The organism is Sphingomonas sp. URHD0057 (assembly GCF_000620665.1).
Taxonomy (GTDB): Bacteria; Pseudomonadota; Alphaproteobacteria; order Sphingomonadales; family Sphingomonadaceae; genus Sphingomicrobium.
Genome location: NZ_JIAU01000008.1, coordinates 149,189 through 164,062, shown reverse-complemented (window position 1 = coordinate 164,062; position 14,874 = coordinate 149,189). Strand labels below are relative to the sequence as shown.

17 protein-coding genes are annotated in these 14,874 nt (G+C 66.7%); 3 read left to right on the top strand and 14 right to left on the bottom strand.

Annotated features, from left to right (window positions below; translation table 11 throughout):
• Positions 1-54 precede the first annotated feature (54 nt).
• Together N539_RS0107720 and N539_RS18445 are read right to left on the bottom strand one after the other, a co-directional pair.
• Positions 55-1,620: a glycosyltransferase family 39 protein gene (locus tag N539_RS0107720; protein WP_028969816.1), complete on the bottom strand. Its 1,566-nt coding sequence runs from the start codon at positions 1,618-1,620 to the stop codon at positions 55-57.
• 81 nt (positions 1,621-1,701) lie between these two features.
• Positions 1,702-1,848 (bottom strand): hypothetical protein, encoded by a 147-nt coding sequence (locus N539_RS18445; RefSeq protein WP_156029826.1) that lies wholly within the window; start codon positions 1,846-1,848, stop codon positions 1,702-1,704.
• 104 nt (positions 1,849-1,952) lie between these two features.
• Between N539_RS18445 and N539_RS15990 the strand changes: the two genes are divergently transcribed.
• Both N539_RS15990 and N539_RS0107705 read left to right on the top strand, forming a co-directional pair.
• On the top strand, positions 1,953-3,485 hold the full coding sequence (locus N539_RS15990; protein WP_037552613.1) for a hypothetical protein: 1,533 nt from the start codon (positions 1,953-1,955) through the stop codon (positions 3,483-3,485).
• Positions 3,485-4,504 (top strand): glycosyltransferase family 2 protein, encoded by a 1,020-nt coding sequence (locus tag N539_RS0107705; RefSeq protein ID WP_037552554.1) that lies wholly within the window; start codon positions 3,485-3,487, stop codon positions 4,502-4,504. Before N539_RS15990 ends, N539_RS0107705 begins: the two co-directional genes overlap by 1 nt.
• Here the strand turns inward: N539_RS0107705 and N539_RS0107700 are convergent.
• The 3 genes from N539_RS0107700 to N539_RS0107690 are packed head-to-tail and all read right to left on the bottom strand — an operon-like array spanning position 4,438 to position 6,500.
• Positions 4,438-5,166, bottom strand: coding sequence for a class I SAM-dependent methyltransferase (locus tag N539_RS0107700; RefSeq protein WP_028969814.1), 729 nt, complete (start codon positions 5,164-5,166; stop codon positions 4,438-4,440). The genes N539_RS0107705 and N539_RS0107700 overlap by 67 nt on opposite strands.
• On the bottom strand, positions 5,166-6,119 hold the full coding sequence (locus N539_RS0107695; RefSeq protein WP_028969813.1) for a glycosyltransferase family 2 protein: 954 nt from the start codon (positions 6,117-6,119) through the stop codon (positions 5,166-5,168). Before N539_RS0107695 ends, N539_RS0107700 begins: the two co-directional genes overlap by 1 nt.
• 24 nt (positions 6,120-6,143) lie before the next feature.
• Complete coding sequence (locus N539_RS0107690; protein WP_231462956.1) at positions 6,144-6,500, bottom strand: GtrA family protein; 357 nt, start codon at positions 6,498-6,500, stop codon at positions 6,144-6,146.
• A gap of 91 nt (positions 6,501-6,591) precedes the next feature.
• On the opposite strand from N539_RS0107690, the gene N539_RS0107685 reads away from it, so the two are divergent.
• Positions 6,592-8,391, top strand: a complete 1,800-nt coding sequence (locus tag N539_RS0107685) for a hypothetical protein (RefSeq protein ID WP_051531618.1) — start codon at positions 6,592-6,594, stop codon at positions 8,389-8,391.
• Here the strand turns inward: N539_RS0107685 and N539_RS0107680 are convergent.
• From N539_RS0107680 to gluQRS, 9 genes are read right to left on the bottom strand one after another with little or no spacing between them, the layout of a single operon-like run.
• Complete coding sequence (locus N539_RS0107680) at positions 8,388-9,020, bottom strand: MarC family protein (RefSeq protein WP_028969810.1); 633 nt, start codon at positions 9,018-9,020, stop codon at positions 8,388-8,390. The genes N539_RS0107685 and N539_RS0107680 overlap by 4 nt on opposite strands.
• Positions 9,017-9,646, bottom strand: a complete 630-nt coding sequence (locus tag N539_RS0107675; protein WP_028969809.1) for a nuclear transport factor 2 family protein — start codon at positions 9,644-9,646, stop codon at positions 9,017-9,019. Before N539_RS0107675 ends, N539_RS0107680 begins: the two co-directional genes overlap by 4 nt.
• Positions 9,643-10,533, bottom strand: coding sequence for a bifunctional methylenetetrahydrofolate dehydrogenase/methenyltetrahydrofolate cyclohydrolase FolD (gene folD / locus N539_RS0107670; RefSeq protein WP_028969808.1), 891 nt, complete (start codon positions 10,531-10,533; stop codon positions 9,643-9,645). The genes N539_RS0107675 and folD overlap by 4 nt, the downstream gene beginning before the upstream one ends.
• The gene (locus N539_RS0107665; protein ID WP_028969807.1) at positions 10,530-10,829 is read right to left on the bottom strand and encodes a YggT family protein; all 300 of its coding nucleotides are present in this window, start codon (positions 10,827-10,829) and stop codon (positions 10,530-10,532) included. The genes folD and N539_RS0107665 overlap by 4 nt, the downstream gene beginning before the upstream one ends.
• A 35-nt stretch (positions 10,830-10,864) precedes the next feature.
• Positions 10,865-11,824: an L-histidine N(alpha)-methyltransferase gene (gene egtD / locus N539_RS0107660; protein WP_028969806.1), complete on the bottom strand. Its 960-nt coding sequence runs from the start codon at positions 11,822-11,824 to the stop codon at positions 10,865-10,867.
• Positions 11,808-13,043: an ergothioneine biosynthesis protein EgtB gene (egtB, locus tag N539_RS0107655; protein ID WP_028969805.1), complete on the bottom strand. Its 1,236-nt coding sequence runs from the start codon at positions 13,041-13,043 to the stop codon at positions 11,808-11,810. The genes egtD and egtB overlap by 17 nt, the downstream gene beginning before the upstream one ends.
• 42 nt (positions 13,044-13,085) lie before the next feature.
• Positions 13,086-13,658 (bottom strand): cob(I)yrinic acid a,c-diamide adenosyltransferase, encoded by a 573-nt coding sequence (locus N539_RS0107650; protein ID WP_028969804.1) that lies wholly within the window; start codon positions 13,656-13,658, stop codon positions 13,086-13,088.
• 9 nt (positions 13,659-13,667) lie between these two features.
• On the bottom strand, positions 13,668-13,874 hold the full coding sequence (locus N539_RS0107645) for a twin transmembrane helix small protein (protein ID WP_028969803.1): 207 nt from the start codon (positions 13,872-13,874) through the stop codon (positions 13,668-13,670).
• Between the two features lie 9 nt (positions 13,875-13,883).
• Positions 13,884-14,732, bottom strand: coding sequence for a tRNA glutamyl-Q(34) synthetase GluQRS (gene gluQRS, locus N539_RS0107640; protein ID WP_037552551.1), 849 nt, complete (start codon positions 14,730-14,732; stop codon positions 13,884-13,886).
• Between the last annotated feature and the right edge of the window lie 142 nt (positions 14,733-14,874).

Below are 14,874 nucleotides of genomic sequence, written 5' to 3'. Positions count from 1 at the left end.
AATGTTGAGGAGCAGCTACCGTGCCAATGCTGTCCGCGAGTTGAATGGCCGGGTTCAGCGCCGGTAGTACGGCCGCGCGTTGATATAGCCCCATTCCTGCATCTGGCCCGGTTTGCGCACGCGGGCGAGCGCATTGGGCATGTCATTGTCGGGATCGAAAATGCCGCTTTGCCGCGTGACGAGCCAGATGACCCGCACGTCCTTGACGGCCGGATCCTCGGCGAGCCTGCGCGCCTGCTCCGGCGTGAGGGAGACCATGGCCGGCCAGCCGGCGCGGATCGGTCCCGTGACGCCCATCGTCGGGAATGGAGCGGGGAGCAGCCTCTGGACTCCCGGTCTGGGGCCGAGGCGATCGAGCGGGATCGCGCTGTCGCTGGGATAAATCCATACCTGGTCCTGCGCGGCGACGTTGCGGCGAAGGTAGGCGGCGGCGAGGTCCCAGCGTTCGGCGGGAAGGCGGGTCGCAACCTGGAACGCGGTGACCAGCAAGGTGATGACCATCGCCGCGGTCAGGAGGGCCCGCTCGCGCGGGGAGTCCGAGCGCGCGACGGCGGCGCCAATCATCAGATAGGCCGGCACCAGGGTTCCGACCAGCGTCCGGGCAAGGAAGATCGGCACGAACACGGTCGAGACGATCGCGGCGAGCACCGGCGGGCCAAGCCACAGCAGCAACAGCGCGCGATCCGCGTTCCAGCTGCGCGCGGCGATCGCGGAGGCGAGGCCGCGCTTGATCAGCAGCAGCATGGCAAGCGCGGCAACCGCCGAGGCAATGGTCATCGCCTCGATCGGCACCGAATAGATCACGAGCAGCTGCAGGAGCATCCACGGCTCCCACGCGAGCCAATTGGTGCCCCAGTCGTGAGCGCGCCCCATCACCAGCAGCAGGCACGGCAGGTAAAGCAGCGCGACCGCCGCCGCGACGGCGAGACCGCGGCCCAGGCGGCCGCTAGTGATCGGCGACTTGAGCCACGACGGCGCGAGCGCGATCGCGAGGCACAGCGAATAGAGCAGGCCGAGGCTGTGCGACCACAAGGTCGCTTCGGTGCCAACGCCGAGCAGCAGCCAGGATGGCCAGTCGCCGGGCTTGCCGTCGCGGAACTGGACCATCAGCCTGAGCAGGCCGAGGACCGCGACCGCAAAGGCGAACGTCAGCAGCGGGTAGGAACGGGCCTCCTGGCCGAGGATGACGAGCATCGGCGAGCAGGCAGCGAGAAATGCGGCGACGCCGGCGGCGAGCAGGGGCCGGCCGGTGGGGGTCAGCCGTTCATGTTCGAAGGCGGCGGCGATGATGACGGGGATCGTCGCGACGCTGAACAGCACCGAGAAGGACCGCAGCGCCAGCGCCTCGCCGCCGAAGGCCAGCCGCCACAGCTTGAGCAGCGAATAATAGAAAGGCGGATGCGCTTCGTAAGTCGGAAGCACGGTCCACAGATAATGCCAGCTCTGGCCCGTGAACCATCCGGTGAAGGCCTCGTCGAGCCATAGCGGGCGCAAGGTCAGGCCGGCGCAGCGGACCGCCAGCGCAAGCACGACGAGACCCACCGTCAGCTGCGCGCGATTGATGCGCCAGCTCGGTTGTCCGATCGAGACCTGCGGCGGCAGTGTCGACGCGCTGTCCATGAATTCCCCCGCAACCGGTGTAACCCGTAAAGGGAAGTTGGTTAACAGGGTGTAAGTCTGGGTAGCGTTTCGGGTTGAAATCTAGTCGAGGTCTGAGCCCGAGATTTCGATGTTCCGTTGCTCTTCCTCGCGACTTGGCAGTTTGCGCGGGCCGGTCCCGCGAACGAATTGCCACAGAGCAAAGATGATCAATGCCCCGATTGGCACGAGCCAGACCAACTTCGCCATTGTAGCATTCTATCAGGCTGCGGCGCATGGACAACTCCGCCCATCCCGTTAGGAGCAGCGGGGGGAGTGATCGCGCGGGCGAGTGGATGCGGGACGGGGCGGAGGTGCAGCCAAATCTGACGACAGGGCCGCGGCCGTGGTGGGAATCACGGCTGTGCATGGTGCTGATCGTCCTGTTGTCGACGCTTCCGCTGCTCTATCCGCCGATCCCGCCGCTGGTCGATATGTTCGGCCATCTCGGCCGCTACCGGGTCGAGCTCGCCGGTCCGGGCTCGCCGCTTCACCAATATTACAGCTACCATTGGGCAGCGATCGGCAATCTCGGTGTCGACGTCCTCGTTCTCCCGCTGGCTCCGCTGCTCGGGCTCGAGCTTGCGGTGAAGCTGATCGTGGTGCTGATCCCGGCGCTGACGGTTATCGGCTTCCTGTGGGTCGCGCGCGAAGTCCACGGCCGGATTCCGCCGACGATCTTCTTCGCCCTTCCCTTCGTCTACAGCTTCCCGTTCCTGTTCGGGTTCGTGAACTTCGCTTTGTCGGTGGCGCTGGCGTTCCTCGCCTTCGGCCTGTGGCTGAGGCTCGGCCGGCAGGAGCGCACGACGCTCCGCGGCTGGCTGTTCGTGCCCATCTCGATCGTCGTGTTCTTCGCGCACACCTACGGCTGGGGCATGCTGGGACTGCTGTGCTTCTCGGCCGACGCGGTCCGCCTGCACGATCGCGGGCGGACCTGGTTCAAGGCCGGCTTCGAAGCGGCGCTGCACACCTCCGTGATGGCGTTTCCGATCCTGATCATGCTGGCGTGGCGCAGCGAAGCGCCGAGCGGGATGACGACCGACTGGTTCGAGTGGCGGATCAAGTGGCGCTGGATGTTCAGCGCGCTGCGCGACCGCTGGGGGGCGTACGACATCTTCTCGGTCGCCTTCGCGGCAGTGATCTTCCTGTTCGCTCTGGTCAGCCCGAAGCTCACCTTGTCGCGCAACCTCGCATTTTCCGCGATCGTCCTCGCCTGCTCGTTCCTGCTTCTCCCGCGCATCGTCTTCGGGTCGGCCTATGCCGACATGCGCCTGGTTCCGTACATGATGGCGACCGCCGTGCTCGCGATCCGCTTCCGCGAGCCCGGCAATCGCGGCCTTGCGCAAATGCTCGCCGTGGTCGGCGTGGCCTTCGCGCTGGTGCGGCTGGCCGGCACCACCGCCAGCATGACTATCGCGGCGAACGACCAGCAGGCGAAGCTTGCCGCCCTCGATCATATCCCGCGCGGCGCGCGCGTGGCCTCGTTCAATGGCCTTCCGTGCGTCGTCGTGATGTGGTCGCTGCCGCGCAATGGTCATCTCGGCGGCCTTGTCCTCGCGCGGCGTGAAGGCTTTTCCAACGATCAATGGCTGACCGAGGGCCTCAACCTCCTGCGCCTCAAATACCAGGGCGTTGGCTCGTACGGCTACGATCCGTCCGAGATCGTCCGCCCCAACCACTGCCGCGACGGGCTCCACCGCACGGTCGATGACGCCTTGGCCAACGTTCCGCGCGACAAGTTCGACTATGTTTGGGTGATCGACGTGCCGCCTTACGATCCGAAATTGGTGGCCGACTGGACGCCGGTCTGGCGCGGTCCCGGGTCTATCCTCTATCAGCTTCATTGATGCCCGCGCTTTCGATCGTCATCCCCTGCTTCAACGAGGAAGCCTGCCTCGGCGCCTTGCACGAGCGGTTGACGGCGGCGGCGCGCGACGCAGTCGGCGAGGATTATGAGATCGTGCTCGTCAACGACGGCTCGCGCGACGGCAGCTGGGCGATCATGCAGCAGCTTGCGGCGAACGATCCGCGCCTGCTCGCGGTCAATCTGTCGCGCAATCACGGCCACCAGCTGGCGCTGACCGCCGGGCTCGACCTGTGCAGCGGCGACGTGATCCTGATCATCGACGCCGACCTCCAGGATCCGCCCGAGCTGCTTCCGGCGATGCTTCAGGCGATGCGCGACCAGCAGGCCGACGTGGTTTATGGGGTGCGCAAGAGCCGGGCCGGAGAGACCGCCTTCAAACGCGCGACCGCGCATGGCTTCTACCGCCTGCTGTCGCGCGCGACCGAAGTCGACATCCCGCTCGACACCGGCGATTTCCGGCTGATGAGCCGCCGCGCGCTCGATGCGTTCCTCGGCATGCCGGAGCAGGCGCGGTTCATCCGTGGGATGGTCGCGTGGATCGGATTCCGGCAGGTGCCCCTGCCCTACGACCGCGGCGAGCGGCATGCGGGCGAAACGAAATATCCGCTGCGGAAGATGGTGCGGTTCGCATTCGACGCGTTGACCAGTTTCTCGTCGGCACCGCTGAAGCTTGCCAGCCATGTCGGGATCGGCCTGTCGGTCGGATCGGTGCTGCTGGTGCTGTATATCGTCTATGCCTGGCTCAGCGGCAGCAGCATCCAGGGCTGGACCTCGCTGATGTTGATCGTCGTCGTCATCGGCGCCGCGCAGATGTTCGTGCTCGGCCTGATGGGCGAATATATCGGCCGGCTCTACAATGAATCGAAGGGGCGCCCGCTGTATATCGTCCAGGAAATGGCGGGCGGCGGCGGCCGCCGCGACGCCCGGCTCGGCTATGTCGCCGATGCGATCGCGAACAGCGACAAGCCCGGCGGGAGCGGCATTCGCCCGATCAAGTGACGCTCGGTGGCGAAGGTTCGCTTCAGCGCCGCGTTGAGCGGGGCGGGCGGAATGCCGAGCTCCGCATTCTCCTTGCCGATCGCCTTTGAGGCCATGCGCTCGGCGACCGCGACCGGGAACAGCAGGCTGTTGAAATAGCCGACGCGGTCGAGCTTGAGCGGCGAGGCTTCGATCAGCTTGCGCAGGCTGGCCTTCGAATAGCGGCGCTTGTGGTGGTTCACGCGGTCGTGCGCGGACCACATCCATTGATGCGCCGGGACGGTCATGACGAACTTGCCCCCCGGCTTCAGCCGCGCTGCAATGGAGGCGATGGCGGCGCGGTCGTCGTCGATGTGCTCGATGACGTCGAACGCCCCGATCATGTCGTAATGGCCCTCGGGGACGCCGGCGAGCTCGGGCAGCGGCGCGCTCATGATGCCCCGGCCGAGCCGCGTTTCCGCGATCGCGCGCGCCTCGTCGTCGAGCTCGAGCGCGTCGACGTGGCCGAACTCGCCCAGCATCGTGAAATTGTGGCCGGTGCCGCAGCCGATCTCCAGGATCGCGCTGGCGGCGGGCGGACGAACGAGGCGGCGGATCAGCGCGGCGAGGACGTCGCGGCGCGCGCAATACCACCAGTGGCGCTCGTCCACCTCCGCCATATGCTGGTAGACGGAGCGCTCCATCAATCGTCCTCGCCGATCTGCTCGCGGATAATGTAGAGCGGCCGCGCCTTGGTCTCGGTCAGGATGCGCCCGACATATTCGCCGAGCACGCCAAGCGAGAGCAGCTGAAGCCCGCCGAGGAACAGCACCGACACCATCAGCGAGGCATAGCCGGGCACGTCGTTGCCGAATGCCACCGTGCGCACCGCGATGAAGATGGCGTAGGCCAGCGCGAACAAGGCGACGAGGCCGCCGAGATAGCTCCAGACGCGCAACGGAACGGTCGAGCTCGACGTGATCCCGTCGAGCGCGAAGGTCCACAGCTTCCAATAGTTGAACTTGCTGCTGCCACTCGCGCGCGCCGGACGGCTGTAGGGGACCGAGGTCTGCCGGAAGCCGGCCCAGGCGAACATCCCCTTCATGAAGCGGTTGCGCTCGGGCATGCGCAGAATCGCGTCGACGACCTTGCGGTCGAGCAGGCGGAAGTCCCCGGCGTGCACGGGAATCTTGTCGTTCGAGAGCCAGTTGTGGGCGCGGTAATAGAGGTCGGCGGTGAGCCGCTTGGGCAGGCTGTCCGACGCGCGGTCGCTGCGCACCCCGTAGACGATCTCGAAGCCGGCGCGCCATTTCTCGATCATCTGCGGCAGGACTTCGGGCGGGTCCTGCAGGTCGACGTCCATTGGCACCACCGCCTGCCCCCGGGCATGCTCGAGACCGGCGGTCAGCGCGGCTTCCTTGCCGAAGTTGCGCGAGAAGGAGACGGCGCGGACGTGGCGGTCGCCAGCATGGGCCTGGCGGATGGCATCGAGCGTGGCGTCGTCGCTGCCGTCATCGACAAACAATATCTCATAGTGCCCGCGAGCGAGCTCTGGGATGTCCTTCAGCACCTCGCTCACGCGCTCGACGAAGGGCGCTACCGCCTGCTCTTCGTCCTTCACGGGAACGATGATGGACAGAATGCAATCGCTGGTCATGCGGCGAAGCTAACCCAAGTCAGCCTAGTTGAATACCAACTGCCGATTGAGCGCGAAGGTCGCGAACGGCGTGACGAAAATGGCCGGGATCAACGGCCACCAGGTCGGGCCGTGCATCGGGCCCGTCAGCACCCAAGTGAACGCCTCGTTGAGCAGGAAGCCCGAGAATTGGACGAGGAGGAACTTGACCTTCATCCGGTGATCTTCCTCACGGCCATGGCCACGGAAGCTCCAGCGGCTGTGGAGGACGAAGCCGAGGCTGACCGAGACGATGAAGGCGATCACCACCGCCAGGACCGGCGCCATCACATAGGTCGCGAGGTACCAGTAGATCGCCGAATAGATGGCGGCGAGGAACAACCCGACCAGCGCGAAGCGCACCAGCTGGCCGAAAGTTTGGTGACTAACGTTTAATCTGGAGGCCATGTCCCGCTTGCTTGCCGTTTGGGGTCGACCGGCTACAGCGCGAAAAATGGAGGAGCGCAAGAAAAGGGACTGGGAAGCGGAGATCGCGACGGCGATCGACCGCCACTGGCGCCTGCTGGTCCTGCTCGCCTGGCTCGGCAATTGCGCCTGGCTGATCTACTCGAAGTGGAACAGCATCCACTTTTTCGCACTCGGCGACACCGACGATAATATGCGGATGATGCAGGTCCGCGGCCTGCTTCACGGCCAGGGCTGGTTCGACCTCCGCCAATATCGGATGAACCCGCCGTTCGGGGCGAACATTCACTGGTCGCGACTGGTCGACCTGCCGATCGCCGGGCTGATCCTGGCGCTTCGCCCGTTGCTCGGCGGGCCGGCGGCGGAGCGCTGGGCGGTCGCGATTGCACCGATGCTGCCGTACCTGCTGATGATGATCTCGCTGGCGCTGACGGCACGGCGCCTGATCGACAAGCGCGCCTACCCGGTGGCCTTTCTCGCATTGTTCTTCGCCGGCTCGACCAACGGCATGTTCATGCCCGAGCGGATCGATCATCACGGCTGCCAGTTGGCATTGCTTGCGTTGTGCGTTGCCGCGCTCGCCGATCCCAAGCGTGTGCGCGGCGGCCTCACGCTCGGCATCGCGACGGCGCTGTCGCTCGCCATCGGGCTGGAGATGATCATCTACCTCGCGGTCGTTGGAGCAGCGGTGGTGTTGTTCTGGGTCGCCGACGCGGAGGAGCGAGACCGGTTGCGCGCCTATGCCGTGTCGCTGGCGGGAGGAACCGCGCTCTGCTTTCTCCTCTTCGCGTCATATGCGAACCGGCAGGCCGTGTGCGACGCGCTGTCGCCCGTGTGGTTGTCGGACGCTTTGCTGGGCGGCGCGCTGCTTTACGGCATGGCCTGGATATCGCCCCTCCGCTGGCAGCGGCGGATGCTGATGGCGATGTACGCAGGCGCTTTCGTCGCCGTCTATCACGGCCTGATGTGGCCGCATTGCGTCCAGCGGCTCGAAGGCGTTTCGCCGGAAGTCGACCGGCTGTGGCTCAGCCACGTCAAGGAGGCGCGGCCGATCTATACGCACGGCTGGCGCGTCGCGCTGCTGGTCGTCGCGATCCCGATCACCGGCGCGATCGGCTGGGGCATCCTCGCGTGGCGCCAGCGCCGGGATCGTGAGTTGTTGCGGCGGGTCCTCGGCGCCGCGGCACCCAGCATCGTCGCGAGCCTCCTGCTGCTGTGGCAGACCCGCACCGGACCGGCGGCGCAGATGATGGCCACGGTCGGCGCGGCGGCGATGGCGTGGACGCTGGTTCCGCTGGTGTGGAACACCAAATTCAGCGCATTGCGGGTAGTCGGGACGATGGCTGCTGTCGTGATCGGTGTCGGCGCGGTCGTTCCACTGGTCCTCAATTTCATTCCCGAGCCCAAGCCGACCCCACGCGACGCGGCGATCGGCAAGGCCAACCGGCTGTGCAATTCGCTGTGGGGCTATCACCCGATCGCGCTGCTGCCGAAGGGCATGATCTTCACCTTCATCGATTTGGGGCCGCGGCTGATCACCATCACGCATCACGATGCCGTGACCGGCCCCTATCATCGCAACGGCGAGCAGATCGCCGACGTGATGAATGCCTTTCGGGGCGACGCCGATCAGGCGCATCGGCTCGTCGCCAAATATCATTCGACCTATTTGATGACCTGCCCGGCCAGCTCGACCACCACCATCTTCGAGGCCGAAGCGCCGAAGGGCTTTTACGTCCAGCTCGAGGAGGGGAAGGTGCCGAACTGGCTGAGCCCGATCGCGCTGCCCAAGGATTCGCCGTTCAAGGTCTGGAAGGTAGTCGGTTAAGCGAGGACGTGCGGGAAGCTTTGCTTCAAGCCGTCGATCACAAACTGCGCGGCGAGGGCCGCGAGGATGACGCCGAGGATGCGGGTGATCGCGCTTTCGACCTTGTCGCCGATCAGCTTCATCAGCGGCCCGGCGGCGAGCAGCGTGATCGCCGTCAGCACGATTACGATCGTGATCGCGCCGAGCACCACGGCAACGTAGAGCGGCGTTTCCGCCCGCGACACCCACAGCATCGCGCTGGCGATCGAGCCGGGCCCGGCGATCATCGGCATCGCCATCGGGAAGACGCTGATGTCCTCGATTTCCGGAGTCTTCTCGATCGCCTCCGCGCGTTTTTCGCGGCGCTCGGTGCGGCGCTCGAACACCATGTCGATGGCGATGAAGAAGAGCATGATGCCGCCGGCGATGCGGAAGCTCGCGAGGCTGATGCCGAGGGCATGCAGCATCGGCCTGCCGAGCAGCGCGAAGAACATGAGGATGACCCAGGCGATCAGCGAGGAGCGCAGCGCCATCGTCTGCCGCTGCCTTGGCGTCGCGCCCCGGGTGAGGCCGGCAAAGATCGGAGCGCAGCCCGGCGGGTCGATGATCACCAGGAAGGTGACCAGCGCCGAGCCGAACAGCTCAATCATTGGCCGTGGACGTCGTTGTACAGGACCTGGGCGTAGCGGCCGCCCTTCCACTGGTAGACGCGGAACACGCGCGCGCCATTCTTGGCGACCTTCCAGTCCCAGCCCAAAGTCTTGTCCGCCGATTGCCCGCGGCCATTGTCTTCGGGCGTGGTCCGCGCCTGGCTGGCGGTCAGCGGCGGCGGCGGAATGATCGGAGCGCCGGGGGCCTTGCCCATGCAGCTCGAGCGATGGACCTGCGCCTTGGGGACGGCCGGTTGCCGGCCCTTGAGGCCATCGCCGCCGTCATAGACCCACCGCCATTTGCCTGCGGTCCGCTGCCACACGGTGGTGAAATAGCCGTGGCTGCCGTCCGCGCGCGTCCATGGCCCGGTGTTGACCGCGGTGCGGCCATCGCATGACACGAAGCTGTGCGCGGGCCACCAGCGCACCGACTTGGGCGGGTCCTTGAGATCCTTGAGGAAGTCGCGCGCCCATACCGCCTGCGGCGTGAACATCACCGCGTCGCGGTCGATATATTTGCGAAAGGCGGACCATTGGCCGATCTTCTGGGCGTCGGCGGCAAAGGCGCGCTCGGTGTCGATCGCGGTCGGAACCGGGGCGGCGGCAAGCAGGAACACGGCAATCATAGGCTCTTCTCGTAGCTGAAGCCCTCGCGCCGCGCGGCGGACACGAAGGTGTTGCGGATGAGGCAGGCGATGGTCATCGGACCAACTCCGCCGGGCACGGGGGTGATCGCACCGGCGACTTCGGCGGCGGAGTTGAAGTCGACGTCGCCGACCAGGCGGCTCTTGCCGTCGTCGTCGGCGGGCAATCGGTTGATGCCCACGTCGATCACGGTGGCGCCGGGCTTTATCCAATCGCCCTTGACCATCTCCGGCCGGCCGACCGCGGCAACGACGATATCGGCGCGGCGCACGACCTCGGGCAAATCCCGCGTCTTGCTGTGCGCGACCGTGACGGTGCAGCTCTCCTTGAGGAGAAGCAGGGCCATCGGCTTGCCGACGATGTTGGAGCGGCCGATCACCACCGCGTCCTTGCCGGCGAGATCGCCGAGTTCGCCCTGCAGAAGCTTGAGGCACCCCAGCGGCGTACAGGGAACGAAGCCGTGGAGGCCGATGGCGAGACGCCCGGCGTTGACCGGATGGAAGCCGTCGACGTCCTTGTCGGGCGAGATGCGGGTGATGATCACGCGCTCGTCGATCTGCGGTGGAAGCGGCAGCTGGACCAGAATCCCGTCGACCGCGGGGTCGTCATTGAGTCGATCGACGAGGGCGACCAGCTCGCCCTGGGTGGTGATCATGGGGAGGTGGTGAGCGAAGCTTTCCATGCCCGCCTCGAGCGTCGCCTTGCCCTTGGACCGGACATAGACGGCGGACGCGGGGTCTTCGCCGACCAGGACCGTCGCCAGGCCAGGAGCGCGGCCGGTGGCGTCGCGGAAGCGCGCCACTTCGGCGGCAATGCGCTCGCGAAGCGCCGCGGCTACAGCCTTCCCATCGATCCGCTTCGCGGTCATCCGCCGAGATAATATTGGTTGGCGACGCCGACGAGCAGCTTCTTGAGCACCTGAATGAGGATCAGGATGACCAGCGGCGAAAAGTCGATGCCGCCGAAGTCGGGAAGCATGCGGCGGATCGGGCGGTAGATCGGCGCGGTGATCCGCTCGAGGGCCATGGCAAAGGCACGCACGCCGGCGGAGTGGATGTTGAGGACGTTGAACGCGAACAGCCAGCTCAGCACGACCTGGATGATGATGATCCAGGTGAGGACCGAGAGCAGCAGATCGGCGATACTGACGAGGGCGGCAACCATGACGGCGGCTTAGCCGGGCCGCCCGCCCTCGGCAATCAGGGTGCGAAGCGGTTGGGCTGGGCTTCGGACAGAACGATGGCGAAATCGCCTCCGTCATCGGTCCACTCGGAAACCGGGGTCCAGCCACCCGCGAGCAGAAGCAGCCGTCCGCCTCGAAGCTCGTATTTGTGGCTGTTCTCGGTGTGGATCGAGGCGCCCTGGCCGAACCGGAAGCGCTCGCCGGAAACCATGAACTCGACGTCGCGGGTCGCGACGAGGTGCATTTCGATCCGCGACAACATGTCGTTCCAGCGCGCTTCGTGCCGGAAGGCGTCGATAGGGATGGTGCCGTCGATCTCGCGGTTGATCCGCGTCAGCAGGTTGAGGTTGAACTCGGCGGTCACGCCTTCAAGATCGTCATAGGCCGCGATCAGGCGCTCGACCGGCTTCACCCGGTCCATGCCGATCAGCAGCTGCGCGCCGACGCCGAGCAGATCGCGGAATTGTCGCAGCAGGTCGATCGCGCTGCGCGGCACGAAATTGCCGATGGTCGAGCCGGGGAAGAAGCCGAGCTTGGGCAAGCCCGAGATGGCGTCGGGCAAAGTGAACGGGCGGGCGAAGTCGGCGGTGACCGGAATGACCCCGACGGCGGGGAAGCGGCGCTGGATCTCGGCCGCGCTCTGCTCGAGATATTCGCCGGAAATGTCGACCGGGACATAGGCCTCGGGCGCGGTCGCCTCGAGCAGGATAGGGGTCTTGGCGGCGGAGCCGGCGCCGAACTCGACCACCGCTGAGCCGCTGCGGATGCGCGCCGCGATCTCCGGCATGACCGTATGGAGCAAGGCCGTTTCCGTGCGCGTCGGATAATAAGCCGGCAGGCGCGTGATCGCGTCGAACAGTTCGGACCCGCGACGGTCGTAGAGCCATCGCGCCGGGATCGCCGGGATATATTGAGCGAGCCCGGCCAGGACGTCGCGCCGGAATGCCTCGGTTTGCTGATCAAGCGTCGCGAGCAAGACGAAGCCCCGTGAATTGCCAGCGCGCTGCGGGCGGGAAGAAATTGCGGTAGGCGGCGCGGCTGTGCCCCCGCGGCGTTGCGCAGCTTGCGCCTTTGAGGACCATCTGCCCGCTCATGAACTTGCCGTTATATTCGCCGACCGCGCCTTCGGCGGGAGCGAAGCCGGGGTAGGGCGTGAACGCGCTTTGAGTCCATTCCCAGACGCTGCCGAAGGTTGCAGCGCCGGGTTGCGGCGCGACCGCGCCGGCGGCGTCGAGCTGGTTGCCTTGGCCTGGGTCGGCAGACGCGGCGAAGCTCTCCCACTCCGCTTCGGTCGGCAGCCGCGCTCCGGCCCAGTGGGCGAAGGCGTCGGCTTCGTAATGGCTGATGTGAGCGACCGGGGCGGCCCAGTCGATCGGTCGGCGCCCGGCCAGCGTGAACTCGGTCTCGTCGTCATTCCAGTAAAGCGGCGCCGCAATCCCGTTCTGCTGGACCCGAGCCCAGCCGTCGGAAAGCCACAGGGTTGGGGTGCGATAGCCGTCGTCGGCGATGAACTCCGCCCATTCCTGGTTGGTCACATGGCGATCGGCGATCGCGTGCGCGGCGAGGAACACACGATGGCGCGGACGCTCGGCATCGAACGCGAAGCCGCTGTCGCTCGCGCCGATCTCGACGATGCCTTCGCGGCCCGGCACGAAGGTCAGCGGCTCGACTGCCCGGATTTGCGGCACCGGCAGCGTGCCGTAGGCGGGCTCGAGCGGGTTCTCGGCGAAGGCCGCAAGGATGTCGGTGAGGAACAGCTCCTGATGCTGCTGCTCGTGATTGATGCCCAGCTCGACGAGATCGAGCGCGGCGGGGGGCAGGGACGGCAGCGCGGCTTGGAGCGCATGGTCGACATGGACGCGCCAGGCGCGAATTTCGTCGAGCGACGGCCGGCTCAGCATCCCCCGCTTGGGCCGCGGATGCCGCTCGCCCTCATTTTCGTAATAGCTGTTGAAGAGATAGGCGAAGCGCTCGTCGAAGGGGCCGTAACCCGCCACGAAATCGCGCAGGACGAACGTTTCGAAAAACCAGCTGGTGTGGGCGAGGTGCCATTTGGCCGGCGAGGCGTCGGGAAACGGCTGGATGGTCGCGTCGGCGTCGGTCAGCGGCGCTCCGAGCTCGCGGCTGAGCCGGCGCGTCGCGAACAGTCGCGCGGCGAGGCCGTCAAAGGCTTGGGGGCGGGCCTTGGTCGCCATGGCGCGGGTCCTTAGACGAAATCGGCTATTGTGTCGCCTGACCTACGTCCGGGTGGCGCCCGGTTGCCACAGGCTGTCTCCGCCATGCTGGGCGGCGACGAAACGCGCGGCGACGAACAGGAAATCCGACAGCCGGTTGAGGTAGATGAGCGCGAGGGGGTTGAGCGCCACCCCGCGTGACGCGGCAACCGCGCTTCGTTCGGCGCGGCGAACGATCGCGCGGGCAAGATGCAGCTCAGCCGTCCCGCCCGGCCCAGCCGGGAGGATGAAGCTGCGCAGCGGCTCCAGCCCCTCGTTCAGCTGGTCGATCTCGCGCTCGAGCCGGTCGATCTGCGACTGGACGATGCGCAGCGTCATCTCGCTCGGCGCGAAGTCCTCGCCCGGGGTCGCGAGGTCGGCACCGAGATCGAACAGCTCGTTCTGGATTGCGCCGAGCATCGCCCGCACGTCCGCATCCCTGACCTCGCCGAGCGCCACGCCGATCGCGGAATTGGCTTCGTCGACGTCGCCAATCGCCTGAGCGCGCGGGTGATCCTTGGCGATGCGCGAGCCATCGGCGAGGCCGGTGTCGCCGGCGTCGCCCGTCCGCGTGTAGATCTTGTTGAGCTTGACCAAGGGCGCCGATCAGCGGCCGGACGAGCCCGCGACCACGAGCAGCAGGATGACGATGACCACCGCGAGCCCCTGGAACAGGACGCGGCGCTGCATCCATTTCTGCGATTGCTCGCCGGTCAGGTCCTTGCCCGAGGCCATGTTCATGACTCCGCGCACCAGGACGTAAGCGGTGGCGCCCATGGCGAGCACGAGGAGGATCAGGAGCGGCCAGCGCATCGCGCGGCCTTAGGCGTCAAGGAAAGCGAAACCAAGCGGAAGCTCGCCGGCGCGAAGGTCGTCGGCGAGCGCGAGCCCGTCGACGCCGTCCTCGCGCATCGCGGCCAGCGTCGGCGCTTGGTCGCGTTTCGCCAGGCGACGCCCGTCGGCATGGCCGATCAGCGCGTGGTGGAGATAGGCGGGCTGGTCGATGCCGAGCAGGTTCTGGAGCAGGCGCTGGATGGGGGTCGAGGGGCGCAGGTCCTCGCCGCGGACGACCATGGTCACGCCGCTTGCCGCGTCGTCTACCACGCAGGCGAGGTGGTAAGCGGCCGGCGCGTCCTTGCGGGCGAGGATGACGTCGCCGATGTCGCCTGGCATCGCGGAAAGCACGCGCGCATCGGATTCGACCCACGCCGGCAGCCCGGCCAGATCGAGCGCCTTCTGCGAATCCAGCCGCCAGCAATGCGGGGTCGAAGCGCGGCGTTCAGGGTCGTTGGGCAGGTAGCGGCAGGTCCCGGGATAGGAAGCCATGGCGTCGCCATGCGGCGCCGTCAGCGCCTGGGCGAGATCGGCGCGCGTGCAGAAGCAGGCGAAGACGAGACGCAGCGATTTCAAGCGGTCGAGCGCGGCTTCATATTCCGCGGTGCGCTGCGACTGGATGAGGACGTCCCCGTCCCAATCGAGACCGAGCCAGCGCAGGTCCTCATAGATGCCGTCGACGAACTCCGGGCGGCAGCGCGTCTGGTCGAGATCCTCGATCCTGAGCCGGAATTGGCCGCCTTGGCCACGCGCTACCCAGTGCCCGAGCACCGCGCTGAACGCATGGCCGAGGTGCAGCCGCCCGGTCGGCGACGGCGCGAAGCGCGTCACAATCATTGCGAGTGTGGCCCGAACGAGACTTGACGCACCGTCCGCAATCCCCGATTCCTCAATTTGTCACATCGGGTTGGCATCCGATGCGTCACAAGGGAAGACGGGCCGAGGCCCTCTCCTCCTTGCGTGCGACGAGGCCGGGGAG

Excerpts from the sequence above, each read along its gene's own strand:
- gluQRS (WP_037552551.1), bottom strand. The coding sequence starts at position 14,732 with ATGATTGTGACGCGCTTCGCGCCGTCGCCGACCGGGCGGCTGCACCTC.
- N539_RS0107705 (WP_037552554.1), top strand. The coding sequence starts at position 3,485 with ATGCCCGCGCTTTCGATCGTCATCCCCTGCTTCAACGAGGAAGCCTGC.
- folD (WP_028969808.1), bottom strand. The coding sequence starts at position 10,533 with ATGACCGCGAAGCGGATCGATGGGAAGGCTGTAGCCGCGGCGCTTCGC.
- N539_RS0107700 (WP_028969814.1), bottom strand. The coding sequence starts at position 5,166 with ATGGAGCGCTCCGTCTACCAGCATATGGCGGAGGTGGACGAGCGCCAC.
- N539_RS0107720 (WP_028969816.1), bottom strand. The coding sequence starts at position 1,620 with ATGGACAGCGCGTCGACACTGCCGCCGCAGGTCTCGATCGGACAACCG.
- egtB (WP_028969805.1), bottom strand. The coding sequence starts at position 13,043 with ATGGCGACCAAGGCCCGCCCCCAAGCCTTTGACGGCCTCGCCGCGCGA.
- N539_RS18445 (WP_156029826.1), bottom strand. The coding sequence starts at position 1,848 with ATGGCGAAGTTGGTCTGGCTCGTGCCAATCGGGGCATTGATCATCTTT.
- N539_RS0107680 (WP_028969810.1), bottom strand. The coding sequence starts at position 9,020 with ATGATTGAGCTGTTCGGCTCGGCGCTGGTCACCTTCCTGGTGATCATC.
- N539_RS0107665 (WP_028969807.1), bottom strand. The coding sequence starts at position 10,829 with ATGGTTGCCGCCCTCGTCAGTATCGCCGATCTGCTGCTCTCGGTCCTC.
- N539_RS0107685 (WP_051531618.1), top strand. The coding sequence starts at position 6,592 with ATGGAGGAGCGCAAGAAAAGGGACTGGGAAGCGGAGATCGCGACGGCG.
- N539_RS0107695 (WP_028969813.1), bottom strand. The coding sequence starts at position 6,119 with ATGACCAGCGATTGCATTCTGTCCATCATCGTTCCCGTGAAGGACGAA.
- N539_RS0107645 (WP_028969803.1), bottom strand. The coding sequence starts at position 13,874 with ATGCGCTGGCCGCTCCTGATCCTCCTCGTGCTCGCCATGGGCGCCACC.
- N539_RS0107675 (WP_028969809.1), bottom strand. The coding sequence starts at position 9,646 with ATGATTGCCGTGTTCCTGCTTGCCGCCGCCCCGGTTCCGACCGCGATC.